Annotated in this window: 20 protein-coding genes; all 20 read left to right on the plus strand. The window is 67.9% G+C overall.

Annotated elements, in window-relative coordinates:
• The first annotated feature begins 76 nt into the window (after positions 1 to 76).
• The 20 genes from K3A85_RS03315 (at position 77) to K3A85_RS03410 (ending at position 24,261) form a co-directional block, all read left to right on the plus strand.
• Entirely contained in the window at positions 77 to 733 is a 657-nt protein-coding gene (locus K3A85_RS03315; protein WP_225205077.1) for a hypothetical protein, read from the plus strand.
• A complete protein-coding gene (locus tag K3A85_RS03320; protein WP_225205078.1) occupies positions 730 to 888 on the plus strand; it encodes a hypothetical protein in 159 nt (52 codons plus the stop codon). Before K3A85_RS03315 ends, K3A85_RS03320 begins: the two co-directional genes overlap by 4 nt.
• On the plus strand, positions 885 to 2,480 hold the full coding sequence (locus tag K3A85_RS03325; protein WP_225205079.1) for a hypothetical protein: 1,596 nt from the start codon (positions 885 to 887) through the stop codon (positions 2,478 to 2,480). The genes K3A85_RS03320 and K3A85_RS03325 overlap by 4 nt, the downstream gene beginning before the upstream one ends.
• On the plus strand, positions 2,480 to 2,710 hold the full coding sequence (locus K3A85_RS03330) for a hypothetical protein (protein ID WP_225205080.1): 231 nt from the start codon (positions 2,480 to 2,482) through the stop codon (positions 2,708 to 2,710). Before K3A85_RS03325 ends, K3A85_RS03330 begins: the two co-directional genes overlap by 1 nt.
• Positions 2,711 to 2,726: 16 nt before the next feature.
• The gene (locus tag K3A85_RS03335) at positions 2,727 to 3,584 is read left to right on the plus strand and encodes a hypothetical protein (RefSeq protein ID WP_225205081.1); all 858 of its coding nucleotides are present in this window, start codon (positions 2,727 to 2,729) and stop codon (positions 3,582 to 3,584) included.
• Between the two features lie 30 nt (positions 3,585 to 3,614).
• Complete coding sequence (locus K3A85_RS03340; protein ID WP_225205082.1) at positions 3,615 to 5,303, plus strand: portal protein; 1,689 nt, start codon at positions 3,615 to 3,617, stop codon at positions 5,301 to 5,303.
• Positions 5,300 to 5,659, plus strand: coding sequence for a Bbp19 family protein (locus tag K3A85_RS03345; RefSeq protein WP_225205083.1), 360 nt, complete (start codon positions 5,300 to 5,302; stop codon positions 5,657 to 5,659). The genes K3A85_RS03340 and K3A85_RS03345 overlap by 4 nt, the downstream gene beginning before the upstream one ends.
• Positions 5,652 to 6,581: a hypothetical protein gene (locus tag K3A85_RS03350; RefSeq protein ID WP_225205084.1), complete on the plus strand. Its 930-nt coding sequence runs from the start codon at positions 5,652 to 5,654 to the stop codon at positions 6,579 to 6,581. The genes K3A85_RS03345 and K3A85_RS03350 overlap by 8 nt, the downstream gene beginning before the upstream one ends.
• A gap of 242 nt (positions 6,582 to 6,823) precedes the next feature.
• A complete protein-coding gene (locus K3A85_RS03355; protein WP_225205085.1) occupies positions 6,824 to 7,732 on the plus strand; it encodes a phage capsid protein in 909 nt (302 codons plus the stop codon).
• An 87-nt stretch (positions 7,733 to 7,819) separates the two neighbouring features.
• Entirely contained in the window at positions 7,820 to 8,248 is a 429-nt protein-coding gene (locus K3A85_RS03360) for a hypothetical protein (RefSeq protein WP_225205086.1), read from the plus strand.
• A 153-nt stretch (positions 8,249 to 8,401) separates the two neighbouring features.
• Positions 8,402 to 9,043 (plus strand): hypothetical protein, encoded by a 642-nt coding sequence (locus K3A85_RS03365; RefSeq protein WP_225205087.1) that lies wholly within the window; start codon positions 8,402 to 8,404, stop codon positions 9,041 to 9,043.
• A 3-nt stretch (positions 9,044 to 9,046) separates the two neighbouring features.
• The gene (locus K3A85_RS03370) at positions 9,047 to 11,326 is read left to right on the plus strand and encodes a hypothetical protein (RefSeq protein WP_225205088.1); all 2,280 of its coding nucleotides are present in this window, start codon (positions 9,047 to 9,049) and stop codon (positions 11,324 to 11,326) included.
• A complete protein-coding gene (locus K3A85_RS03375) occupies positions 11,323 to 11,754 on the plus strand; it encodes a hypothetical protein (protein ID WP_225205089.1) in 432 nt (143 codons plus the stop codon). The genes K3A85_RS03370 and K3A85_RS03375 overlap by 4 nt, the downstream gene beginning before the upstream one ends.
• Positions 11,754 to 12,218 (plus strand): hypothetical protein, encoded by a 465-nt coding sequence (locus K3A85_RS03380; protein ID WP_225205090.1) that lies wholly within the window; start codon positions 11,754 to 11,756, stop codon positions 12,216 to 12,218. Before K3A85_RS03375 ends, K3A85_RS03380 begins: the two co-directional genes overlap by 1 nt.
• A 2-nt stretch (positions 12,219 to 12,220) precedes the next feature.
• Positions 12,221 to 14,104: a hypothetical protein gene (locus K3A85_RS03385; protein WP_225205091.1), complete on the plus strand. Its 1,884-nt coding sequence runs from the start codon at positions 12,221 to 12,223 to the stop codon at positions 14,102 to 14,104.
• The gene (locus tag K3A85_RS03390) at positions 14,105 to 17,992 is read left to right on the plus strand and encodes a hypothetical protein (protein WP_225205092.1); all 3,888 of its coding nucleotides are present in this window, start codon (positions 14,105 to 14,107) and stop codon (positions 17,990 to 17,992) included.
• Positions 17,989 to 20,439: a hypothetical protein gene (locus K3A85_RS03395; RefSeq protein WP_225205093.1), complete on the plus strand. Its 2,451-nt coding sequence runs from the start codon at positions 17,989 to 17,991 to the stop codon at positions 20,437 to 20,439. Before K3A85_RS03390 ends, K3A85_RS03395 begins: the two co-directional genes overlap by 4 nt.
• A 621-nt stretch (positions 20,440 to 21,060) precedes the next feature.
• Complete coding sequence (locus tag K3A85_RS03400) at positions 21,061 to 21,663, plus strand: hypothetical protein (RefSeq protein WP_225205094.1); 603 nt, start codon at positions 21,061 to 21,063, stop codon at positions 21,661 to 21,663.
• Positions 21,650 to 23,323 carry a glycoside hydrolase family 55 protein gene (locus K3A85_RS03405; protein ID WP_225205095.1) on the plus strand — a complete coding sequence of 558 codons (1,674 nt, stop codon included), beginning with the start codon at positions 21,650 to 21,652 and terminating at the stop codon, positions 23,321 to 23,323. Before K3A85_RS03400 ends, K3A85_RS03405 begins: the two co-directional genes overlap by 14 nt.
• A 23-nt stretch (positions 23,324 to 23,346) precedes the next feature.
• On the plus strand, positions 23,347 to 24,261 hold the full coding sequence (locus K3A85_RS03410) for a hypothetical protein (RefSeq protein ID WP_225205096.1): 915 nt from the start codon (positions 23,347 to 23,349) through the stop codon (positions 24,259 to 24,261).
• The last annotated feature ends 1 nt before the right edge of the window (position 24,262 follow it).

Consider the following 24,262-nt stretch of genomic DNA (forward strand, 5'->3'; position numbering starts at 1 on the left):
ATGGAAGCGGCCTGTGGGTGGCGCATCGCTCGCTCTGTGGTGACAGCAGGCCGACGGTAGGGCGGGCCTGACGCCGATGTCAAGCGAGCCCTCCAGCCTGGAAACAGCTTTCCGCCGCGCCGCGGCAGGCGGCGCTGGCCTGTTCGGCGGCGAGTGGGATGCCGAGCGCATCGACGCGATGCGCGACGCGAACGGCAACCTGCCACGCGATGCCTTCCGCCTGATCCGCCAGCAGCAGGGCGAGGATCGCAAGGCCGGGCGACCCAAGGGAGCGGGCAACAAGCGCAACCAGCAGCTGGCCAAGTTGATCACGCACAAGTTCGGCGACCCGGTGGAAGCGATGGCGAGCCTGTACGCGATGCCGCTGGACCAGATGGTGGAGCTGATCCGCATCGCGGACCCGGGCAAGGATTCGAAAACCGGCGACATCGCGATCAAGGCGCTGAACGTGCAGCTGGCGGCGGCAAAGGCGGTTTCGGAGTACGTCCACAGCAAGAAGCCGGTCGAGGCGAACGTCAACGTGCGCAGCGATGGCGTGCTGGTGTTCCCGGGCGGCGTTGCCGGCAGCTTCGACCAGCTGGACGACCAGAGCCGGCAGGCGGCGGCGCTTATCCAGGGCGCGGTGGATACCGGCCAGGTGAGCGCGGACATGCTGGCGGGGATGAAGCTGGTCGATGGCCAGCTGGTGGACGCCGAGTGGAGCGAAATCGACGCCGAGGACGCCGCGGAATGAGCGGCCAGCGCTACAACTTCGGCAAGGGCGAGCGGGCCGAGCGGATCAAGCGCCAGCTGGCGGGAATGGCCCGCGATCCCGAGCGCGCGCGGCGGCTGTTCGGCCTGCCGGTGCGCGACGAAACGCAGAGCGACGATAGGGACGAGCGGGCATGAGCGGGATCACCGCCCTTGCACCGGTGGGTCCGGTTTCCGAGGCGTTCATCGCGGACGAAAGCCTGATCTGCGCGATCATGGGGCCTTACGGCAGCGCCAAGACGACAAGCTGCATCCGCAAGATCGTGCAATCGCCGCGGCTGCAGAACGCGGTGATCGAGGGTGGGCGGAAGGTGCGCCGGGTGCGCTGGTGCGTGGTGCGCGACACATACGGCCAGCTCGAAACCAACGTGCTGAACAGCTGGTTCACGTGGTTTCCCAAGACCAAGGACAACTGGAACGGGCGGGAGATGGCCCACCGCCTTTCGTTCGACGTGGCGCTGCTGAACGGCGAGCCGCCGGAGCGCTGGGAAATCGAAACCTATTTCCGCGCGATGGGCGACCAGAAGGCCGAGGACGTGCTGAAGGGGCTGGAGCTCACCGGCCTGTGGCTGAACGAAGTGGACACGCTGGACCGGGCGGTGATCCGCTATGGCCTGCCGCGCACGGGCCGATACCCGAGCGCAGCGCATGGCGGGTGCCAGTACCGCGCGGTGATCGCCGACTTCAACGCGCCGGACATCGACAACTGGACCTATGAGCTGCTGGTCGAGAAGAAGCTGCCGATCCCCGACGACCTGGCCGAGCAGCTGCGCAGCGTGCTGGGGCCGCGCTTCAACATCGGATACCATCGGCAGCCCGGCGGGCGATCGAAAAATCCCCCGCCCGAGAACGTGAAAAACCTGCCCGAAGGGTATTACGAATCGCTGATGCTGGGCCTGACGGCCAACGACATCCGGCGGTTCGTGGACAACGAGTTCGGCGCGGTGCGCAACGGGCAGCCGGTGTACCCCGAGTTCAACGACAAGATCCATTGCGCGGCCGACCTGCAGCCGCTGCAAGGGGTGCCGGTGTTCCTTTCGGTGGACGGGGGCAGCACGCCTGCCGCCGTGTTCGGTCAGATAGACGACCTTGGCCGACAGCGCTGGCTGTCCGAGGTGGTGGTGTTCGAGGACGACGAGAAGGGCGGGCTCGAGCAGATGGGACCGGAAGCGTTCGGGCGCATCTGCGGAGAGCACTGGCTGGACAGGTACGGCAAGTTCGCGTTCGGCGGCGCCGCGGCGGACCCGGCGGCGTTCTTCGGCAACGAGCGCGACCAGTATGGCTGGATCAAGCTGTTCTGGAAGGCTTTCCGCGAGACGGTGGGCGGCAGGGCGCGCGACTGGAAGATCAAGCCGGCGCCGTGCAAGGGCAACAGGCTGCCCGAGCGGATCGAGGCGGTGCGCCGCCCGCTGACCCGGATGATCGGCGGGCAGCCGGCGCTGATGATCGCGGACACGTGCCGCATGCTGCGCCGCGGGTTCAACAACGGGTACGTGATCGTGCGCAGCCAGCTTTCCAACGGAAGCGGGCGCTGGGCCGACAAGCCGCTGAAGAACGACTTCAGCCACGTACACGACGCCGGCCAGTATCTTTCGCTGCTGATGACCAAGCGCGGCGAGGCCGGCGAGGACGAGGCCGATCCGGCCCGCCCGGCGCGGCGCGAGCGGGCGCGGCGGCGCGGTCGGGCGGACTTCGGCCAGGGATTTTTCGCACATCGGGAGAAGGCGTGATGTCAGCCATCGTATCGGGTCTGTTCGGCGCCGTGGGCTCGCTGGTGAGCCGCGTCCTGTCCCCCAAGCCGAAAAAGCAGGCCGCGCCGATCCAGGCGATCGATCGCAGCCCGTCCGCCGTGTCCGACGCGCTGCAGAGCCGGCGCGGATCGCGCGTGAACCAGCGCACCGGCGGCCTTGGGGCCGAAGCATCCCCTTCCAGCGGGGCGAAGAGCAAGCTGGGCGAGTGAAGGAAGGAAACCGACTATGACGGTAGAATACGACCTGCCCGAACTGCTGAACGGGCGCGTGGACAGCATCGCGGCGAGCCTGCCGGAAATGGGCGACGGCCAGCTGGCCGCGCTGCGCGAACTCGAAGCGGCCGGCAGTGCGCGCAAGACGCTGCTGGCGGCAATCGACGCCGAGACTTCGGGACGCAAGGAAGCAGCGGACAAGCTGGCGGAGCCGACGGGAGAGCCGAGCGAACCGACGGCCGCCGAAGTTGCCCGCGACGGCGCCATGCAAGGCGAGCCCGAGGCCCCTGCCCCCGGCACCGACCTTCCCGGCACGTTCGCCGATGCGCCGATGCCCGAGGACGCGCCGGGGAACCCGGACGTGAACGACATCGCGACCAAGGTCGAGCAGCTGCGCGACGCGCTGCGCTTTGCGGGCTTCGAAGTGGATGCGGGCACCGACACGATCGGCACGGCGGCGGCGGCTCTGATGGGGCTGATCCGGCCCGAAGCCCACGTCGAGGCGGTTGCGCAGGGACCGGCGGTGCTGGAGCTTTCAGCCACGGCCGATGCCGGTTCGGCGTTCACCGTGGTGTTCGGCGATGCGCAGGGCAGGCGGATCGAGCCGCTGCCGGCGTTGCAGTTCGGCGCAGCGGCCTTTGCGGATTCGCTGGCCGGGGGCGAGCGGCTGCTGACGCGCGCGATCGAGTTCCCAGTGGGCGTCGCTGGCTGCGCGGTTTCGAGCGTGTGGCTGGTGGACGAGGCTGGCGCGGCGTGGAGCCGCGTGGACCTGCTGGCGCCGTTGCCGGTGGGCGGTGGCCGATCGAGCGCGATCCCGGCGGGATACCTGGCGTTCCCGGTGCCGCCGGCAGCCCTTCCCCTGGCCGCCTGATCCAACCCCGACGAAAGGACGCGCCGCGCGATGATCGACCCCGCCAAGGTAAAGGCCAACCAGACCCGCATGCAAAGTGCGCGGTCGAGCCACGACAGCCTTTGGGCCGAAATCGCGCGGCTCGTCTATCCCGAGCAGGACAACAGCCTGTTCGGCGGTTCGATGCGCGCCAGCAAGTGGATGCGCGAGCAGGCCGCGGCGACGACCGCGCACGAGCCCTATGCCGCGCAGGCGCTGGAGGACGGCGTGGCGCTGTTCGAGAGCTTCGTGATGCCCAAGGGGCAGCGCTGGCAGAAGCTGGCGCTGGGTGATGCGGCGCTGATGCGAAAGGTGGCGAACCAGCAATGGATCGAGCAGGTGGAGGGCCGCCTGTTCGCGCTGCGCAACGATCCCCGGAGCGGCTTTGCCGGCGCCGTGCACGAATCGGCCATGAGCCTGTTTTCGTTCGGCCCGCAAAGCTTCTGGATCGACATCCGGCGTGACCTGCGCGGCCGTCCGATCGGGCTGTCCTATCAGTCCGAGTTCATCGGTGACGTGTGGATCGAGCGCGACGCCGAAGGCAACCCGATGCGGTTGCACCGGCGCATCGAGCTGACCGCCGAGGCGGCGATGCGCAAGTGGGGCGAGGACAGTCCGCCGCACGTGCGCGAGGCCATGCAGGGACCGAACGCCAATCCCGACAAGCCGTTCACCTTCCTGCACGTGATCGAGCCGAACGCGCAGTTCGATCCCGAGCGAATCGACGCTGCCGGCAAGCCGTGGAGCGCCGGATACCATTCGGAATCGGACGACGTGATGTTCCGCACCGGCGGATACAACACGCTGCGCCGGATCGTTTCCGCCTTCAGCCGGGCGAACAAGAACACCTGGGGCCGCAGCCCGACGATGAAGGTGCTGCCGACGATCCGGCTTGAGCAGGAAATGTGGCTGGACCGTGCGTTCGGCGCCGAGCTGAAGCTGAAGCCGCCGCTGCTGCTGCCGGACGACGACATCGACGTGGTGGAAATCAAGCCGTTCGGCATGACCTATGGGGGGCTGGACGAGCAGGGCAATCCGCTGGTGCGCGAAATGCTGACCGGCGGGGACGCGACCGACGCGCGCGAGCTGTCGATGGAGGCCAAGGCGCTGATCGACCGCGCCTATTTCCGCGACCTGTTGCAGCTGAACCGCGAATACAAGTCACACATTCCCGCCAACCGGGTGGCCGAGGAAACCGCCGAGAAGGGCACGCTGCTTTCGCCGCTGGCGAACCAGGAGCAGTGGTGGCTTTCGCCGATGACGGAAACCGAGCTGGTGCTGATGGGCGAGCTGGGGCTGCTGGCCGACGCGCCGCCCGAGGTTGCCGAGTATCTGGCCGCGAGCGGCGGGATCGGCATCAGCTACGACAACGGGCTGACCGCGATGCAGGAAGCAGGCAAGAGCGCGGCGTTTTTGAACCTTGCCCAGCAGGTCGGACTGCTGGCGCAATTCGACCCGAGCGTGGTCGACGAGTTCAAGCGCGAGTTCCCCATGAGCAAGGTGATCCCGGAGCTGGGGAGGATCGCGGGCGTGCCGGCGTCGATGCGGGCGACCGAGGACGAGCGCGAGGCGTTCGACGCCGAGAAGCAGCGAGCGGCCGAGCTGCAACAATTGCTGGCGGCGGCGCCGGCGCTGGCCGGCGCTGCCAAGGACCTTAGCGCGACAGCGCCGCAGGGCCTGCCGCAAGGGGGGATGGCGTGAGCATCGAGCGCGATATCGAGCTGATGGCACTGGAGGCCGAACAGCGCGGCGCGCTGACGCGCCGCGCGCTGGCTGCGCTGCAGTTCCGCCGGGAGCGTCGGTTGCGCGACGCCTATGCTGCCGTGTTCTTCGGCGGGGCCGACCGCCAGACGCTGACGCCGGAAGCCGCGATCGTGCTGGCCGACCTGGGGGCGTTGGCCGGTATCGGCAAGGTGCGGCTTTCGGCGAGCGAGGCCGAGTTGCGCCAGCGCGAAGGGCAGCGGCACGTGGTGCTGCACCTGCTTTCCATGTTGCGCGGAGATGGCCGCAAGCTGGCGCGGATGGCGCGCCAAATCAGGGAGATGAACGATGAGTGAGGTGGCGGGAGCGTTGAGCGATGGCATCGACCCGGGAGCGGCGGGCGCGGCGGAAGGCGGAGCGGGCGCTGGCGGCGGAAGCCAGAGCGGCGGCGGCGGCCCTGCTGCGGCGGGTACGCAAGGCACGGGAACGGCGGGCGCGGGTGAAGGCGCTTCGGGCAGTGGGGGTGAGCAGGCTTCCTCCCAGTATCCGGCGTGGATGAACGGCCTTGCCGACGAGTTGCGCAACGATCCCGACCTTGCCCGGTACGGCAGCGTCGAGGACCTGGCGAAGGGGCTGAAGGAAACGCGCGCATGGGCGCGCGGCCGCGTTCCGATTCCACAGGACGATGCCGGGTGGAAGGAGTTCGGCGAGAAGCTGCGCCCCGAAAGCGCCGACAAGTACGCGCTGGAAGTGCCCGAGGGCGACAGCGGCGCGATGGCGGCCGAATACCGGAAGTTCGCCTTCGACGAGGGCATCCCGGCCCGCCACGCCGAGGCCACGGCGCGGTTCTTCAACCGGGTGCAGGCCGAGCAGCTTTCGAAGATCGCCACGACCAACCAGGAAGAGCTGCGCGCGCTGGACCTGGAGCTGGGGGCGCACGGCTACAACGTGCGGTTGGAGGCAACCCGCGCGATGCTGAGCGCGGCGGGGATCGACGCGGAATCGACCGACGCGATGGTGCGAGCGCTGGAACAGACGCACGGCGCAGGCAAGACGCTGCGCGCGCTGTTCACGCTGGCCGAGCGTACCGGCGAGCTGGAGAAGGTGGACAGCACCAGCGTGGCGCTGAACATGGGCGGCATGAGCCCGCAGGCGGCGCAGGCGGAAATCAACAAGCTGATGAACGACAAGGCGTTCATGGACAAGGCCGGCACCAAGGGCACGCCCGAGGCGGCAAAGTGGAAGCGATTGAACGAGGCCGCGGCCGGCCGCAAATAGGTGACTTGACAAATTCCCCTCTATGACGAATTTTAAGGGCGTCTCCGGTTGCACCCCGACCGGAGACGCCCTTTTCATTCCGGCTTCCCCGGTAGCGCCGCAAGGCGATGCAGGCCCCGGTGCAAGGCGAAAGCAGCCACGCGCAGCGGCGCGTAATCCGCGAGACCGGCCCGGCCCGATGGTCGCCTCCCCGGTCGAGAAACCAGACCTGACCCGTTTGATTTTTTGCCCAGGAGGCGAATATGGCTGAGAATTTTGCCGATAACCATCGCAACATCACGTTCAGCAACAACGTGACCGCGACGCTGCGCCAGGAACCCGGCATGCTGTACGGCCTGTGCGGTTCGAGCGCGCCGTACACCGGCAGCAAGAAGGCCCGCATCGAGAACCGCTTCGGCCGTCTGAAGATGGAAGAGAAGCAGGGCCGCAACACCGACACCAACAGCACCGACATCGACAGCGTGGCGCGCTGGATCGCGCCCGGCAAGAAGGCCAACGTGGCGCCGCTGCTCGACCGCGACGACAGCGAGACCACCGAGGTGGACCTCGGCAGCCCGCTGGTGAAGGAAGTGGCCGCCGCGGCCGCGACCTATCACGACGACATGTTCGGCGTGGGCTACTTCGGCAACGCCTGGTCGGGCGAGCTGGGCGACACGGCCGTGCCGTTCAAGAACGCCAACATCATCGCGCACGGCGGCACCGGGCTGACGCTGGACAAGCTGATCGCGACGCGGGAACTGCTGCGCAAGCGGCACGTGAACATCCAGCGCGAAAAGCCGATCATCCTGCTGCAGCCGGAGGACGAAACCGACCTGCTGCAGATCCCCGAATACAAGAGCTTCGACTACAACGGCAGCAAGCCGCTGGAGAACGGGGAAATCAAGCCGTTCATGGGCTTCCGCTTCTTCAGCATCACGCCCGACGCGGAATCGATGCCGCGCAGCTACGCCAGTTTCTTCGCCAATGGCGGAGCGACGCGCCAGCTGCCGGTGTTCGTGCCGAGCGGGCTGCATCGCGGCGTGTGGGTGGAGTTCTGGGGCAAGATCACCGATCGCGCCGACAAGAACCATTCCGAGCAGTTCTACGGCGAAGCGCGGTCGGCGGTGGTCCGCACCGACGAGGACAAGTGCTTCATCCTGCAGACCCAGTAACCGGCGCGGCGGGCCATCGCGCCCGCCGCCCTTCCCCGATGACGCAGCCCCGCGACGCGCGGCGGCAGACAAGAAAAGGACAGGCAGATGGCTGGTACTGACGGTTCCGCCTACAACAGCGCGGATGCGCTGGCGAAGACCCCCGGCACTTCCGTGGACGCGGGCGTGCGCCGGTTCCGCAACGTTTTCAACCTGGCGGACGCGGGCGTGGGCGGCACGACCAATCCGCTGATCATGGCGATCGTGCCCACGGGCAGCGTGCCGATGGGCGCGCGCGCCACGTGCAGCGTGTCGCTGGCGGGCATCAACCTGCAGGTCGGCATTGCCGGCAATGTGGCGAAGTATGCCACGGCGCAGGCCGGCGCCGCAGCGGACACGATCAAGCGGTTCGACATCAAGGCGACCGCGCTGGCGGCCGACCCGCTGACCGGCGCGGAAACGGTGATCCTGACCCCCTCGGCCGCGTGGCCGGCCGCGGGCACCCTGGTGACCGATTTCGAGATCAGCAAGCGCTGACCAAGCGACCCGAGCGCCGGCCCAATCCTCTCCCGGGCCGGCGTTCAAACCTGCGGCGCGCCGGGCATCCCGAAAGGATGACTTCGGATGGGGATCGGAAGGACACCCGGCGCGCCGCCTTTTCGATCCCGCCCCTGATCGCTGGAGGCCCCGATGCCCGCGCCCTATGCCGTGACGCCTTCGCAGACCGACATCGTGAACGGCGCGCTGGAGGACCTGGGTAGCCGCACCCGGATCAACGCGATCGACGACACCGGCCGGATCGCCGCATCGGCCCGCACGCACTGGGCCAGCGTGGTGCGCGAGCTGCTGCCCAAGCACACCTGGAATTTCGCGATCCGGCGGCAGAACCTGCCGTTGCAGGAGGCGCTGGCCGAAGGGGCGGGCTGGCTCTACGCCTATGGCCTGCCGGGCGATTGCGCGCGCTGGTTGCCGCCGAGCCATGAGGACGGCGACCGCTTTTTCGACGGCGAAGAAGAAGGCGGCCGCATCCTGACCGACCGCGAGGCGCCGCTGCCTGTACGCTTCATAAGCTACGAGCTGGGCAGCGACACGAGCAAGTGGCCCGCGCACTTCGCCGCCGCCGTGCGCGCGGAGCTGGCCGCGCGCATGGCGGACACGGTGACCCAATCGGAAACGGTGGTGGACCGCACGCGCAAGCTGGCGCAGGCCGCGCTGGCCGCCGCCAAGCGCGCCGACGGGCTTTCGACGGGGCGGACGAGCCGCCGACAGGTGACGGTGAAGAGCGACTGGCTGGGCGCGCGCGAGCGCCCCTACCAGCGGTACGGGCGATAGCCCATGAGCCGCGTTTCGCCGGTGCAGACCAGCTTCAACGGCGGCGAGATTTCGCGCCGGCTGTCCGCGCGGATCGACCAGGGCATCTATGCGGTGGCGCTGGAGGAAATGACCGGCTTTGCGCCGTTGCTGGAAGGCCCGGCCGAGGCCATGCCGGGCACGATCGTGGTGGAACCCGCTGCGGGACCGTGCCGGCTGTTCCGCTTCGAATACAACACCACGCAGGGCCACGTGGTGGAAGCGAGCGCGGGCAAGTTCCGCGTGTTTACCAACGACGCGCTGATCGTGGACGCCAGCGGCAATCCCGTCGAAGTGGCCAGCAGCTATTCCTGGGCGGATGTCCAGGCGCTGCGCACCCACCAATCCTACGACGTGATGTATTGCCTGTTGCGCACGCGCGCTCCGATGCAGTTCCGCCGCGACGGCGCGACGGCGTTTTCGTTCGCGCCGCTGGCGCTGAAGGACGGGCCGTTCGACGACCGCAACGACGACAAGAGCTTGCGCGTTTCGGCGAGCGCGCTGACCGGCGCGGTGACGCTGAGCGCGACGAGCCCGATCTTTGCCGCCACCGACGTTGGCAGCCTGTTCCAGATGGAGGCCGAGGACTTCGGCGACATCCCGGCGTGGGAGCCGGGCATCACGGTGACGCAGGGCCAGCTGCTGACGTTCGGCGAGCGGGTCTATCGCGTGGTCGGCCTTGGCGCGGGCGGGCGCACCGGCGGGTTGCAGCCGGTGCATACCGAGGGCGTTGAGTGGGACGGCGTGGGCCGCGGACAGGACATCAACGAGAAAGACGCGGGCGGCGTGCAGCTGGAGTACGTGCACGATCGCATCGGCATCCTGCGCATCACCGGATTCACCGACGCCAGCACGGTGAGCGCGACCGTGCTGCGCCACCTGCCCTTTTCGGCGACGACGGGAAATTACGAGTATCATGGCGGTTACTGGGGCGGCGCGGGGTGGACCGAGTTCGTTCCGAGCGGCGCGGCCTACGCCTATGGCACGTGGAGGTGGCGCTTCGGCGCCTTCAGCGACACGCGCGGGTGGCCGGAGGCGGCGTGCGTATGGAACGAGCGGCTGTGGCTGGCCAAGGACCAGGTGGTGTACGGCAGCGCGGCGGCCGACCTGCTGAACTTTTCGACGTTCAACGAGCTGGGCGAGCTGACCAACGACATGGCGCTGACCGTGCGGCTGCCCGATCCCAACCCGGTGCTGCACATGGTGGGCGAGGACCGGCTGCTGATCCTGACCGCCAAGGGCATGCACGCGCTGGGTCCCGGCGGCGCGGCGACCGGCATAGGCCCCAACAACCGCCGCATCGACCCGGTGCCGAGCCGCGGCGCGGCGGCGGTGGCGCCGGTCGAGCTGGATGGGCGAGCGATCTACATCGGCCGATCGGGCCGGCGGGTGCATGAAGCATCGAGCGCGCCGCAAAGCGCGGACCCGGCGCAGGACCTGAACCGCTATGCGCGCCACATCGCGCCGGAAGGAACGCGCCTTGTCGCGCTGGCGAGCCAGCAGTTGCCGCTGAACCACCTGTGGGCGCTGCGCAGCGACGGCACGCTGTGGTGCGCCGTCTATGTTCCCGAGGAACAGGCGCTGGGCTGGGCAAGACGGACGCTGGCGGCGGGCATGGCGGCGCGCAGCATCTGCACAATCACGGATCCCAATGGCGTGAACGACCAGCTGTGGATCGCGGCCGAGTTCGACGGCGCGTGGTTCGTGCTGCGCATGGCGCCGTGGCGCGAGGACGGAGATTCGGCCGCCGGGGCGATCATGCTCGACATGGCGCTGAGCCGCGATGGCGCGCCCGTGGACTCGCTCGTGCATCCGCATCTGAAGTCGCGGCGGATCGAGGTTGTGGCGGACGGCGCATGGTACACGCTCGCGACCGATCCCACCGGACGATTCACGCTGCCGGAAGCAGCTTCGAACGTGATCGCCGGCTTGCCCTTTGCCGCGCGAATGGTCGGGATGCCGATCGAGGCAGGAGGCGACAACGGCCCGGCCCGCGGCAAGATGGCGCGGATCGGCACGGCCTGGGTGGAGCTGGAGAAGGCGCGCGGGCTGCGCTTCGGCGAAGCGGCGAGCCCGCTGGAGGACATCGAGGGACTTTCGACCGACAGCACGATGGACGAGGGCTTCGCGCTGGAAAGCGGCTTCGTGGCGTTCGACGCCATAGGCGACTTCACGCGCCGCCCGAGGCTGTGCGTGGAAAGAGTGGCTCCCTTCCCCGCCACGGTGCTGGCGTGGTGCGCGACGCTGGAGGTGAGCCAGCGATGATCCGCATTGACCCGTTCATGGCTGAACATGCGCTGGAGCTGGTGCTGCAGCCCGCCCAACTGGCCGAACTGGACTGGCACGGCCGGCAGGCGGCGGCGGCGTCCTTCGCACAGGCAGGGAACGCCTTCACGGTTCGCGACGCCGACGGCCGGATCATCTTCTGCGGCGGCGCGGTGGAGCGCCATGCCCGTTACGCCAGCCTGTGGGGACTTTTCGCGCTGGACAAGGGAGCGGCGGTCCATCGGCTGCTGACGGCATCGCGGCGCTTCATTGCCGCGCTGCCGCACGCGCGCGTGGACGCGCTGGTGGATGCGGGGAACGCGGGTGCGCGGAAATGGGCGCGGCACATCGGGCTGGAGCTGGAAACGCGACTGGCCGACGCGGCGCCCGACGGCGGCGACATGCTGGTTTACCGGAGGACACGATAATGGGCGCAGCTTTGCCCGTGCTGGCGATCGCGGCGCAAGCCGGGGGCCAGCTGTACCAGGGATTCGAGCAGGCCGGGCAGGAGCGCGCGGCCGCGCGCGTGGACAAGGAGAACGCGCGCCGCGCGGTGCTGGCCGGCGAGCAGGACGTTTACAACGTTCGCCGGCAGGAGCGGCGGCAGGCGGGCGATGCCCTTACCGAAATGGCAGGCAGCGGGGCCATGGCCGGCACCGGCAGCGCCGCCGATGTCATTGCGGAATCAGCACGACAGGCCGAGCTGGACATCGCGCGTCGGCGCGATCAGGCCCGGGGCGAGCAGGCCAACTACCTGGCGAGCGCGAAGGCGCATCGCAGCGCCGCCACAGGCGCCATCATCAGCGGCGTGTTCAACGCGGTTTCGACGGCGCTGGGCGGGGCCAGCAACCAGCGCAACCAAGGCCGCATGGCGGCCATCGCGGGAGGCTGACGATGGCCGAAGGCTATATCGCGCGGCTGCCGCAAGGCGTGGTGATGAAAAGCCAGGTTCAGACCGGGCAGGTCGGCATGGCGATTGCGCAGGGGATCACTTCGCTGGGCCAGACCATGAGCCGCATGGCGGACCAGAACGCGCAAGTGGACATGCGCGTGGCGGAGGACGCCAAGCGGCGCGAGCGCAGCGCGGTGACGGCGATCTGGATGGGCAAGCTGGCCGACGCCAAGCTGGAGGCGCAGCAGGCCATGACCGCACTGCGCACGAACAGCAAGGACGGCGCGATCGGCCACGAGGATGCCGCGGCGGCCAAGGCCGACGAGCTGACCAACCGCTTCATGGACGACCTGGGCCAGGCCAGCGGCAACGACCCGGAAGTGCTTGCCCGGTTCATGCCCGCCGTGCGGGGCTTCCGCGACGCGCTGGTGGGTGAGGAAAGCGCCTGGGCGCTGGGCCAGCGCGCCAAGGCGCAGGGCGTGGGTGCGCAGAAGGCGATCGACGCCATCGCGATCACGCAACAGAGCAAGCCCGACCCGCTGCAGGCGATCAAGGACCTGACTCCGATCAAGCAGATGATCGATGCGGCGGACTGGGACGGCAACACCAAGGCAAAGGTGTGGGACGGAGCGCTGCGCCAGACCTTCGGCGGGACGCTCGACGGATTGCTGAACGCCGGCAACGTGTCGGGGGTTCAGGCGCTTCTGGACGATGGTTCGCTGCAGGGCGTGTTCAGCGCCGACGAAATGGAACAATGGCGCGGGCGGGCGAAGGCCGCCGGGCGCGAGCAGCAGCTTGAAGTCGAGCGCGCGGCGAGCGCGGCGCGGGGCGACGCGGTGGATGCGCTGAAGGCAATCAAGGTCCGCATCGACAACGGCGACGACGTTCCCCAGGCCGAAATCCAGAATGCCTTCAACGGTGCGAAGAATGCCGGGGTGAAGCAGGCCGACCTGCTCGAGTTCGCCTACCTTGCGGAAGGAGCCGAGCAGGCCAAGGCGATGCGGGGGATGACTACGCCTCAACTGTCTGTGGCGATAGCCGACCTTCGCGCCAAGCAAAGCGCCGGCCGGGCGAGCGCCGAAGAAGCGCGCCGGCTGCAGCGCGCGCAGAAGGCGCTGGACAACCGCGACGAGAAGGACGGGGAAAACCTTTCGACCCTTTGGCGCAGCGGCCCCGGCGGGCAGGCGCAGGCAGTGGCACAGATGGCTGCCATGCCGGTGGACCAGCGCAGCCGGGTGGCCGCCAAGATGGGGCAGGCGAAATTGGCCTTGTTCGCGCCGCTGCCGCCAAACGCACGCGATACGGCGCTGTTGGGCACGAACCGCCGCGCGGCGCAGGACAGGGCGGCGCCGTTCCTGCCACAGACCGACAAGGGCGCGATCGACGACGAGGCGACCAGGACGGCATTTGCCGAGGCGCTTTCGCCTGCCCTGATCAACCAGCTGGGTGGCGGCGGCGACGTGTACGAGGCGGCGCTGGATTACTACGTGGGCGCGATGTCGAAGGCCAACAAGAGCGGCTTCGACAAGCCCGCCTTCCTTCGCTCCATCGGTATCGTGATGGGCGCGCGCCAGTATCCCGATGGCGCCTGGCGCGGCGGCATCGGCGACGTGCGCGGGCGCAAGGTGATCCTGCCCGAGACATGGACCGGGGCGGACTTCGACCGGCGCATGAGCCGGTTCGACTTCGCAGCGCATGGCGCGGTCTATGCCAATGGCGCGCCGGCCAACAAAGCCGACGTGCTGGCCCACTATCAGCCGACGGTGGACCACGAGGACCCGGACGGCACCGTCTATTACCGCCTGCAGGACGCGCAGGGGCGCAGCCTGCTGACCAAGAGCCGCAGCGTGTTCCTGTTCGGCGCGCCGCCCATGGGAGGCCGATGAATGCCGCTGCCGATTTCCAACGAGCGATGGAGCGGGCCGCGGTTGGACGCCGCCCAGGCACCGCCCCCGCCGCCCGAGCCGACGCCTTCGCTGCTGGAGAGCATTCCGGCGGCGGTGCGATCGAGCTTCGACGCCGTGCCCTTCACGCAGAACCGGCGCGTGGGTGATGCGTACCTGTCGCTGGCGGACGCGCTGGACGAAGTGGAAGGCCAGCACGACCTGATCAGGTTGCAGACGGGCAACGGTGCGCTTTTCGGACAAGACAAGCGCGACGCGGTGTGGAAGCGGCTGCAGGACTTGCGCGCGCGCGGCGTGCCGCTGCCGAAGTCGCTGGCCGCGCTGCCGAAAGATCGCACGGCGTTCGAGGCGGCGGCGATCACCCGTGACGGCGCCTATGCGAAGGACGCGCAACTGGCGGCGCGCGGCGGCGCCGGGGTGCAATTCATCGGCGGGGCCATATCCAGCTTCGGCGACCCGGAAAACCTGATCGGTGGCGCCATGGCCGGGGCCGCGCTGAAGGCCGCAGCCCTGCCGGTGCTGCGCGGGATGCTGGTGGAAGGCGCGGTGAACGCTGCGCTGGAAGTCGGGCAGGCACCCGCCAACAGCGACGCGCGCGTGAAGCTGGGCGAGAAGCCCATGACGGCCAGCGACATCGCCATGGGGGCGGCCGAAGCGTTCGTGTTCGGTGCAGCGGTCCACGGCGTGGCGCGCGGCGCGCATGCCGGGTTCGAAAGGGCGGTGGCGGCCAATTGGGAACGGCTGCCCCAAGGCTTGCGCACGCGGTGGGAAGCGCGCGCGACGCTGGACCCGGCGGGCGAGGACAAGCTGATTGCCGACCTTTCCAGCGCGCTGATCGGGCGGGAGAACATGAGCGAGGCCGAGCGCGGCGCGGCGGATGCTCTGGCGCGCAACGCGGCGATCGAGGGCAGCAACCCCTTCCTGCCGAACGGTCAGGGCACGCAGGCGCACCTTGACCTGCTGGGCCAGCGGATGGCGGACATCATCGCGGGGACGGCAGGCGAAAAGCCCTCCTTTGTTCCGCCCGATGCGGGCGGACCCGTTCCGCAACTTGGCCGGGGCGATACGGCACTGGCCACGGGGACGGTCGCAGGGGATGCGCAAAGCCGGTTCATGGCGCGGGTGCGGCGCGCGGAGAGCAGCGGCAACGATGCCGCCGCCGCCGCGACATCGACCGCGTTCGGACGCTATCAGTTCACCGCCGGAACATGGATCGGATACTATACCCGCCGCTTCGGCACGGGTGGCCTTACCCGCGCGGAGATCCTTGCCAAGCGGGCAGACCCCCGGTTGCAGGACGCGTTGATGGCGGACCTTACCGCCGACAATGCCGCGCACCTGCAGCGGATCGGCGCGCCGGTGACCGAGGGCAACCTGTACCTGATGCACCTGCTGGGGCCAGCGGACGCCGAGAAGGTGTTGCGCGCGGGGGGCGACACGCCGCTGAAAGGGCTGATCCACGATGCCAGCATCACGGCCAACCGTTCGATCATGGAAGGGCGGACGGCAGGGGACATCCGCGCCTTTGCCGACCGCAAAATGGGCGGATCGGGCAGCGACGGCGGCGGGCTGCACCTGAACCCTGCCGCAGCGACCGACATGGAAGCGGGGCTACGCGCGCAGATCGACGCCGAGCTGGCGCAAGTGCGGGCGGAGACGGCGCGGCTCGAAGCGGAAATGCGCGCGCGGGGCATGGACCCGGAGCAGATCGTGGCCGATGCCTTCCCTGAGGACGCGCACCCCGTGCCGGTGGAGCCAACCGACGCGGACGGGGCGCCAGTGCCGCTGGCCGAACCCGTGAAGCCAGTCGAGGCAACCGCGCGTCCGGACCTGCCCGCAGAAGCGCAAGACACGGTAAGCCGGGTGCGCGCCATGGTTGCGGAGCCCGGACGCGACCTGAACGACCTGGACGCAATAGCCAAGGAGTTGGGCGTTACCGCGCCCGAAGTACGCACCGCACTGTTAGAGCTGGTGAAGGAAAAGGGTGGCGGCGTTCGCGTGCGACGCAAGGACGGCGCGTTCGTGCGCGCAAGGTCCATTACCGACCGGATACGCAGCAAAGGTCCGCTCGACGTGCTGGACTTCATCGCCAGCGTGGGCGGGTTACGCGACGACGAGGGCCACAATCTTGGGCTGAAAACCCTGTCGCCCAAGGAAATCGGGCCGGATGGGATGATTTCCGAAGCTGCCAAGAATCGGGCGCGCCGGGCGCGATCCGGCGGGGGGCGCAACTGGAAGCACATGGGCGCATTCGGACCGTTGCTTCGCCATAGCGGCCGTTCGGTCGACCAGATCGGCGAACTTCTTCACGAGGCGGGCTATCTGAACGGCGCGGAAGGTGGCCGCCCTACGACCGCCGAAGTGCTGGCTTTCATCGACCAGCGATTCAATGACGGAAAGAAGCGCTACACCCGAGAGGATGCGGCGCAAATGGGCGAGGCCCCGCCCGATCCTTCGGCAATTCTCGCCGAATCGGACCAAGGGGACGCGCCCTCTCCTGTTTCGCTTTTCGCACGGCAGCAGTTCGAAGCCATTGCCGAAGCGTGGGGCATGGCGCCCGACTTGCTGGACGACGAGCTGCTTTCCTACGCCTACGACATCGCCCACACGTTGCCCGAGTTTCTGCACTGGGACGACGCGCTGGCGAAGGCGATCAACGACATTGCCGATGCGACCCGCTGGGCCGCCGTGGACGAAACTGGCGACATCCAGTACGAGGACTTGGACTATGAATGGCCGCATACCTCCGAAAATCCCGCTCCTGGCGGAGAAGCTGGCGCAGCAGCGGGAGATAGCGGCAGACCCGCGCGCGACGGAGGAAATCCGACAGCGGGCGGCCAAGAACGCGCGAATGATGGAAGCGCTGCTGAAGGCCCGCCAAGGCTAGAGGACCTGCCCCGCGAGGAAACGACCCGGTTCCTCGATCCCGAAGGCGACAGCGCGGCGCGGCAGGCGGACACGCTGGAGCACGATGCACGGGCGGCCGAGGCGGTGGCCGAGGACATTCCCGTTGCCAATGCCGATGGCGAAATAACCCCGCAGTGGGAGCAGCATCTGACCAATGCCGAGGCGCGCGCTGCCGTGATCGAACAATCCGGCCGTCAAGCCCTGTTCCACGCGACGGCGGGGATGTGGGAACCCGCTAACCCAAACGGCTTGGGCATGACTTTCTGGGCCGAAAACGTCATGGATGCAGCCCGTTATGCCGGGGCTGGTGGCGGCCGCCGGGTTGTGGGCAAAGCCGGGCGTATTCTTGTGGAAGCCGCGCCGGCTTCTGCCAAGCTGCTGGACATCACAACGCAAGAAGGTCTTGCGGTCCTTGCCAGCCTTCCGGAAAAAGGCCGGATCAGCAAAATCATCGTGCAAGATGCAAAGCGCGACCTGACCATAGGCGGAGCAAACGCGACCAACTCCTTGTGGTCTTTTACCAAGCGCATAACTGGTTCCGATGCCGAGGGCATTCGCCGCCACATCGTCGACGAACTGCGTTCGCGCGGGTATGAAGGCATCCGCTTTCAGGACGATACCCATACGACGATCGCGGTGTTCGATGGATCGCCGGAAGGCGGCAGTCGTGGTGCTTCACTTGACAATGGCGCAGCCGTCGATCCGAACCTGCAGGCCAAGGCGCGGCAGGAGAACGACCTGGCGGCGCAGCAGCCGCTGAGCGGCGCGCGCAAGACAGGCAAGGCGCAGGACCCGACCTTGCCCGAAGGGCTGTTCGGCGGGCCGATCGAGCCGACATTCGATCTGGGCGATGGCAGCCCGCCGAAGTCGATGAAGGACCTGCTGGCCGACATCGACCGCGACACCGCCGACAACGCCACCATCGAGAACTGCATGATCCCCGGACCGAAGGGCAACGCATGACGATTTCCACCTGTGTCGCCGGGCTTGTGGCCGAGGGCAAGATTGCCAAGGGCAAGGCGGCGGAGGCCGACCGGCTCTATTCGATGCACTTCAACGTGCTGAAGCACACGATGGGCGAGAGCGCTGCGGCGAGCGAGGCGAGCGAGCGGGCCATGCGCGCACTGGAGGCCGCAGCGCTGCACCGCAAGCGCACGGCGCTGCTGCAGGCGCGCGCGCAATCGGACTGGCTGGAACGGCGGCAGCGCGACGCACTGCCTAACGGGGCGTTCAATGGCGAGGCCGCGCACGAGGAAATCGTGGCGATGGACAAGCACCGGGTGGCGGTGCGCAACCAGGCGATGGGCATGCTTTCTGGCCTGCTGGCCAAGCACCGGCGCAACCTGCTGGGCGAAGTGCGCTTCAAGAGCGACCTTAACGACGTGGTGGACGAGCTGCACGGGCGCGACAGCGGCAGCCTGAACGCCAAGGAAATCGCCGAAGCCTGGCAGCGCACGGCCGAATGGCTGCGCAGCCGGTTCAACGCCGCCGGGGGCAATATCGCCAAGCTGGAAGGGTGGGCGCTGCCCCAGCTGCACGACGCGCGGCGCATCCGCGAGGCCGGGGCGGCGGAGTGGAAAGCGTTCGTGATGCAGGGCGACCTGCTGGACCGCGCCAAGATGATCGACTGGGAAACCGGGTTGCCGATGGACGACGCGCGGCTTTCCACGCTGCTGGACGATATGTGGGAGGCAATTGCCACCGACGGATGGAGCCGGCGCGAGCCGGGCGCGATCGGCGGCGCGGCGCTGGCCAACAGTCGGGCCGATCACCGCGTGCTGCACTTTGCCGGGCCGGACGAATGGCGCGCCTATGCCGACCGCTTCGCCGGCAGCGCGACGCCGTTCGATGCCATGCTGGCGCACGTGGAGCGCATGAGCCGCGACATCGCCGCACTCGAGAAACTGGGGCCGAACCCGCAGGCAACGTTGCGCTGGCAGGGCGACTGGCTGGAGAAATCGGCCGCGCTGGCCAAGGATGCGCGGGCCATGGACCGGGCGTACAAGGCCAGATCGCAGCTGGAGCTGCTCTACGGCGAATATTCGGGATCCATGCACCGCCCGGAAAGCCGCCGCCTGGCGATCGGCTTTTCGATCTTCCGGGCGCAGCAGACCGCTGCGAAGCTGGGCGGCGCTGCGCTGTCTGCCGCCGCCGACTTCGGCACGATGGCCCACGCGGCGGGATACAACCGCATCCCGGTGATGCGGATGTTCGCCCGATACTTCGAGCTGATGAACCCGGGCAATGCCGCCGATCGCGAACTGGCCGCGCGGCTTGGCATGGTGAGCCAGGAGTGGATCAGCCTGGCCGCGGCGCAGTGGCGCTATACCGGCGAGGAACTGACGCACGAACTGTCGCGCCGCCTTGCCGAAGGGGTCATTCGGGCGAGCGGCCTTGCCATGCACACCGAGGCCGGGAAGATGGCTTTCGGGCTGGAGCTGATGGCCAACCTGACACAGCAGCGCGGCACGAGCTGGGAGGGGCTGGACGCAGGGTTCCGGCGCATGCTCTCCCGCTATGGCTTCGACGGCGCGCGGTGGGACAAGCTGCGCGCGACGCCGACGCGGACGGAGCGTGGCGCGGAATGGCTGTTCCCCGAGGACATCGCGGCCGGGCCGGCGGGCGCGAGCGCTGCGGACGACCTGTTGCGGCTGATCCACACCGAAATGGACTATGCCGTGATCGAGCCCGACCTGCGCACGCGCGCGACGATCAATTCGCGGCTCAAGAGGGGCACCTGGGTGGGTGAGCTGGGCCGCAGCTTCTTCCTGTTCAAGGGCTTCCCGATGGCCATGCTTTCGCTGCACGGCCGGCGGATGCTGGAGCAGGAGAGCATCACGGGGAAGGCCGCCTACGGCCTTTCGCTGATGCTGCTGACCACCGCCGGCGGCGCGGCGGCGTTGCAGCTGAAGGAGCTGGCCAAGGGGCGCGACCCGCAGGACATGACGACGCGACGATTCATCGGCGCGGCCGCGCTGCAGGGCGGCGGAGCGGGCATCTTCGGCGACCTGCTGGGAAGCAGCACCGACCGGTTCGGCGGGGGCATGGGGCGCAGCCTGCTCGGCCCCGGCGCGCAGGCGGTGGACAACATCGGCCGCGCGACGATCGGCAACGCGAAGGCCGCGCTCGATGGCGATCCGACGACCAAGGCGAACTGGGGCAAGGACGCGGTGCGCGCGATCGAGCCGGAGATTCCCGGCATATCGCTGTGGTACACGCGGCTTGCCTACGAGCGGTTGCTGGGCGACCGGATCGACGAGCTGGCCGACCCGAACGTGGCGCAGGCGCGCCGCGCGGCGATCAGGCATGCGCAGGAACAGGGGACGGCGTACTGGGCAGGGCCCGGCTCGATGACGGGCGCTGGGGCACCGGTGCGGGCGCCGAACCTGGGGAATGTGGTGGGACGGTGACGGCAGGATCGTGGTCCAGATGAACACGACGTTCGCGATGCGCGAACATTGTCCTTGTAAAAGCGATATGCGTGTGCGAATTTCGTAATGCGCAGGGGGTGGTAACTGCCCCGGCGTTCAACCTCGCCTAGAAGTTGAATTCAAGCTGGTTCGGCCAGCGGCGAGTGTGGGCACGCACATGCTCCACTCGCCCGAGGCGAAACCGCTCGTAAGCGCGAACATGCACACGCATGATCCGCTCCTTTCGAACATACGGGGTCGAGCCCGCGCTCCGGTAGGCCCTATGCCTCCGGCGCATAGAAGCGTCAGGGCCGGGTGGAGCATTCGAAAGGTATTCGCCGAGGCAGCTACCTGAGGGTTAATATCCCCTATGTTGCGCTTATGGGCAAGTGCTTCGACCATGAGCCCTCAACCGATTTGCCAAGAAAACCGGCCCAGCCAGGTCGAGATAGCGCCAAGAAGTGCCAATAAGCGCCAAATTGGGTGACGCTGCTTTCAAAATTGACGCTTATGACAAACTAGGCTAGATCGAGGTCCTATCTCCGGGCCTTCCGATCCCCATCCGTTCCCGGTCGAATCGCGATCCGTTCGCGAATCGATCGGTCGTGAATGGATTGGCCCGTGACTGTCGAGACGACTTCCAGCGAGCATTGGTACTATCCGGGCGCGGGCAGTCTGCCGGAGGCGATCCCGTTTTCGTTCGCCAGCGCGGACGAGTTGCTGGTGTGGCGCTGGCCTGCCGACGGCAGCGCGCCGGTGCTGTTGGTGCGGGATATCGACTATACGATCACTGGCGACGGGCCGAGCGCCGCCGCCAAGATCACCGCGCGGACCGACGGCGCCCCCATGGAACACTGGCAGTTGCTGCGCGAGAGCGAGATTGCGCAGCATCGCCCGTTCGCGCCCCACAGCCCCTTCCCCGCCCGCAGCGTTGAAACCGCGCTCGACCTGCTGACCCGCGTGGCGCAGGAGCAGAGGCGCGACCAGGCCGAGCTTGGCGGCCGCGCGGTGCGGGTGCAGCGCGGCGAGACGATCAACGAGTTGCCGCTGCGCGCCGACCGGATCGACCGGCTGTTCTACTTCGATGCCTATGGCGAGCCGCAGGCCCTCCCTTTCTCCAGCTTCGTGACCACGCCGGCCAGCGCCGGCACGTTCGACGGTGGTTTCCACGGCATCGCCGGCAGCGGCGACACTTACGATGGAGGGTACAATGGGCTCGCTTAAGCTGCCGATCGAGCAGACCGGGACGACGACGGGAAGCAAGACGCTCGACAACATCGTCTATCCGGTAGGGCGCGCGGCCTTCATCCCCGAGCAGGGGGACGTTGCGGTCCATGATGGCGCGACGCCGGGCGGGTTGCGGCTGCGCACCTTTTTGCTGGCGGCTACCGGCGCGGTTCGACGGTGGATTGCCGAAAAGCTGATGGAGACGCCGAGCGTCAAGGACTTCGGCGCCAAGGGCGACAACGCGACCGATGACTACCCCGCGCTCCAGGCCGCGGTCGATTGGGCGACACTGAACCGTCGCCGGGTGCGTCTCCCGGCGGGCACTTACAAGATCACGCAACCGCTTCGCATCTACCGCAACCACGGTTGGGGCATCATCGGGGACGGCCCCGAGCAGTCGATCATCAAGCAATACACCAACAACGTGCCTGTCATCACCTGCGACAAGACCGGCGACGGCGCCAGCGGGTATATGCACTCGGTCGAGCTATCGAACCTGCGGCTCACCTACGCCACGCAGCAGGTGGGCAATTCTTCGGCCGCCTGTCTGCTCATCCCGTATATCCCCGCCCCGGCCGGCACCGGCACCTCGATGTATCTTAGCCAGATGCACAATGTGGTTTTCGAGGGGGGATACGACGGCATCAAGGTCGAGGGCGGACAGGAAGCTCCGTGGGGCAACTCGTGGTCACACTTCCGCTTCGTCGGCACGGGCCTCGGCCTTACGGGGCACGCGATGGATTGGTCCGGCACTACCGCTGGCACCCCCGGAAACTGGTGGGGCCGTATGGTTATCGAAATGGGGTCGATGACCGATGTGGCCTTAAAGCAAATTCGAGGGTTTGCGTGGACCATCGAGAGTTTGGAGTTCCTGGGCAACAAAGGGACCAACGCCAGCGGCGGTCGAGGCAACCCGTTGATTTCCTTTCAAGCCGGCTCGGGGGCAGAGATCGGCGCGCTCAAGCTCGAAACCTTCGCCATCGACGGTGACAGCACCGCGTTTTCAAGCACGCAAAATTCTTTAATTTACGCGCCGAGCTGCGTCCTGCACATCGGTACGCTGTCGATCAGTGGCAATATTGATATCAATAGCGGCAATATGTCGCCGTCGATCCGCTTATCCTACATCGGGGGCGCGGTTCGCGACTTGACCATCGGCTATATGCGTTCGGCGATCGGGTACGCTCTCAACAACTTTACTTGGCTGGCGACCGGCGGTGGCGGCATGGCTCGCGTCGGATACCATTCCGACGACGGCTTCCTGACCGTGCCGTTCACCGATATTGCGAACGGAGCCACGGCCGATGCCCTCGTTTACGAGCGCAACGAGCGCCGCCGCCTTTCGGCCGATCTGGGCAACGCAGACTACAACCTGCCGACCGATGGCGGGCCGAACGTGCTCGTGTTCCAGACGGCATTGACCGCGCCGCGGACGGTCGAGCTAAACCCGTCTGGCGACTACACCAAGATGTATAACGGCTTCACGGTGACGGTCCTCTCGCGCGGGGCGGTCAACGGCGCGAACACCATCACGATCAAGTCGAACGGCATCACCAAGGCCACGATCACCGCCGACAACACCGCCGTCGAGCTGACTTGGCGGCGCGCGGCCAACCCCCACACCGGGTGGGTCGTCACCCGCCAGGGAGCCGCGTGACCAACAACAGGAGGAACCTTGCGATGAAGAAGCTGCAATTCGTGGCGGCCGTGGTTGTGCTGCTGCTGGTCCTGGTGCTCGGCATGGGGTTCGCCGAAGCGCCGGCTTACGCGCAGTCGGTCTATCCGACCGCGCTCGGCCGAGTGACCGCACCGGCGACGGTGCCGCTGCAGTGCAATGCGAGCAACGCGGCTTGCGCCCCGGTGACGGCCGCCAACCCGCTGCGCGTTTCGGCCGCAAACACGGGCGCGGCCGCGGATCAGGTCCAAGGCAACGTGGCGCAGGCAACGACGGACGCCGGCAATCCGATCAAGATCGGCGGGCGGGTCAATGGCGGTACGACATGGGCCACCTTGACCGATGGGCAGCGCGCCGATGCGCTCAGCAACGCCAACGGCATGCTCTATGTTTCGGCCGGTCAAGGCGGTTCCGGCGGCGGCTCGGACGCACGCCCGCTGATCGGGTTCACCGGACGCACTGGCTGGGCCTCGAACCCTGATCCGGTCGCGATGGCCGCATTCGGTTTCAACGGCTCGACCTGGGACCGGACGCGCGGCGACAGCAATGGGCTCGTGACGCAGCCGGCGCTGTCGGCAACGTATTGGCAGTACGCTGCCGTTACCGGCGGGATCGTCAATTCGACGGCTGACGTTGCCGTCAAGGCGGCCGCAGGCGCCAGCGTCCGCAACTACGTCTGCGCGATCGACATCACCCACGATGTTCTTGGGGCTGCGACCGAAATTGTCGTGAAGGACGGCACCACCGTCATGTGGCGCGGCAAGCTGCAGACCGCCGCGACCGATACCGCTCTTGGCGCAGGCGACATCGCCTTCAGCCCCTGCCTGCGCGGCACCGCGAACACCGCTGTCAACGTCGCTGCGGTATCCGCGGTCACCGGCGGCATCTATGTCAACCTGCGCGGCTACACGGGCAGCTGAG

It is taken from the genome of Novosphingobium huizhouense (genome assembly GCF_020179475.1).
GTDB classification, from domain to species: domain Bacteria; phylum Pseudomonadota; class Alphaproteobacteria; order Sphingomonadales; family Sphingomonadaceae; genus Novosphingobium; species Novosphingobium huizhouense.

Coding starts and splice junctions, on each gene's coding strand:
- K3A85_RS03380 (WP_225205090.1), top strand. CDS start 11,754: ATGGGCGCAGCTTTGCCCGTGCTGGCGATCGCGGCGCAAGCCGGGGGC.
- K3A85_RS03355 (WP_225205085.1), top strand. CDS start 6,824: ATGGCTGAGAATTTTGCCGATAACCATCGCAACATCACGTTCAGCAAC.
- K3A85_RS03375 (WP_225205089.1), top strand. CDS start 11,323: ATGATCCGCATTGACCCGTTCATGGCTGAACATGCGCTGGAGCTGGTG.
- K3A85_RS03395 (WP_225205093.1), top strand. CDS start 17,989: ATGACGATTTCCACCTGTGTCGCCGGGCTTGTGGCCGAGGGCAAGATT.
- K3A85_RS03325 (WP_225205079.1), top strand. CDS start 885: ATGAGCGGGATCACCGCCCTTGCACCGGTGGGTCCGGTTTCCGAGGCG.
- K3A85_RS03405 (WP_225205095.1), top strand. CDS start 21,650: ATGGGCTCGCTTAAGCTGCCGATCGAGCAGACCGGGACGACGACGGGA.
- K3A85_RS03340 (WP_225205082.1), top strand. CDS start 3,615: ATGATCGACCCCGCCAAGGTAAAGGCCAACCAGACCCGCATGCAAAGT.
- K3A85_RS03320 (WP_225205078.1), top strand. CDS start 730: ATGAGCGGCCAGCGCTACAACTTCGGCAAGGGCGAGCGGGCCGAGCGG.
- K3A85_RS03385 (WP_225205091.1), top strand. CDS start 12,221: ATGGCCGAAGGCTATATCGCGCGGCTGCCGCAAGGCGTGGTGATGAAA.
- K3A85_RS03370 (WP_225205088.1), top strand. CDS start 9,047: ATGAGCCGCGTTTCGCCGGTGCAGACCAGCTTCAACGGCGGCGAGATT.
- K3A85_RS03315 (WP_225205077.1), top strand. CDS start 77: ATGTCAAGCGAGCCCTCCAGCCTGGAAACAGCTTTCCGCCGCGCCGCG.
- K3A85_RS03350 (WP_225205084.1), top strand. CDS start 5,652: ATGAGTGAGGTGGCGGGAGCGTTGAGCGATGGCATCGACCCGGGAGCG.
- K3A85_RS03330 (WP_225205080.1), top strand. CDS start 2,480: ATGTCAGCCATCGTATCGGGTCTGTTCGGCGCCGTGGGCTCGCTGGTG.
- K3A85_RS03365 (WP_225205087.1), top strand. CDS start 8,402: ATGCCCGCGCCCTATGCCGTGACGCCTTCGCAGACCGACATCGTGAAC.
- K3A85_RS03360 (WP_225205086.1), top strand. CDS start 7,820: ATGGCTGGTACTGACGGTTCCGCCTACAACAGCGCGGATGCGCTGGCG.
- K3A85_RS03410 (WP_225205096.1), top strand. CDS start 23,347: ATGAAGAAGCTGCAATTCGTGGCGGCCGTGGTTGTGCTGCTGCTGGTC.
- K3A85_RS03335 (WP_225205081.1), top strand. CDS start 2,727: ATGACGGTAGAATACGACCTGCCCGAACTGCTGAACGGGCGCGTGGAC.
- K3A85_RS03390 (WP_225205092.1), top strand. CDS start 14,105: ATGCCGCTGCCGATTTCCAACGAGCGATGGAGCGGGCCGCGGTTGGAC.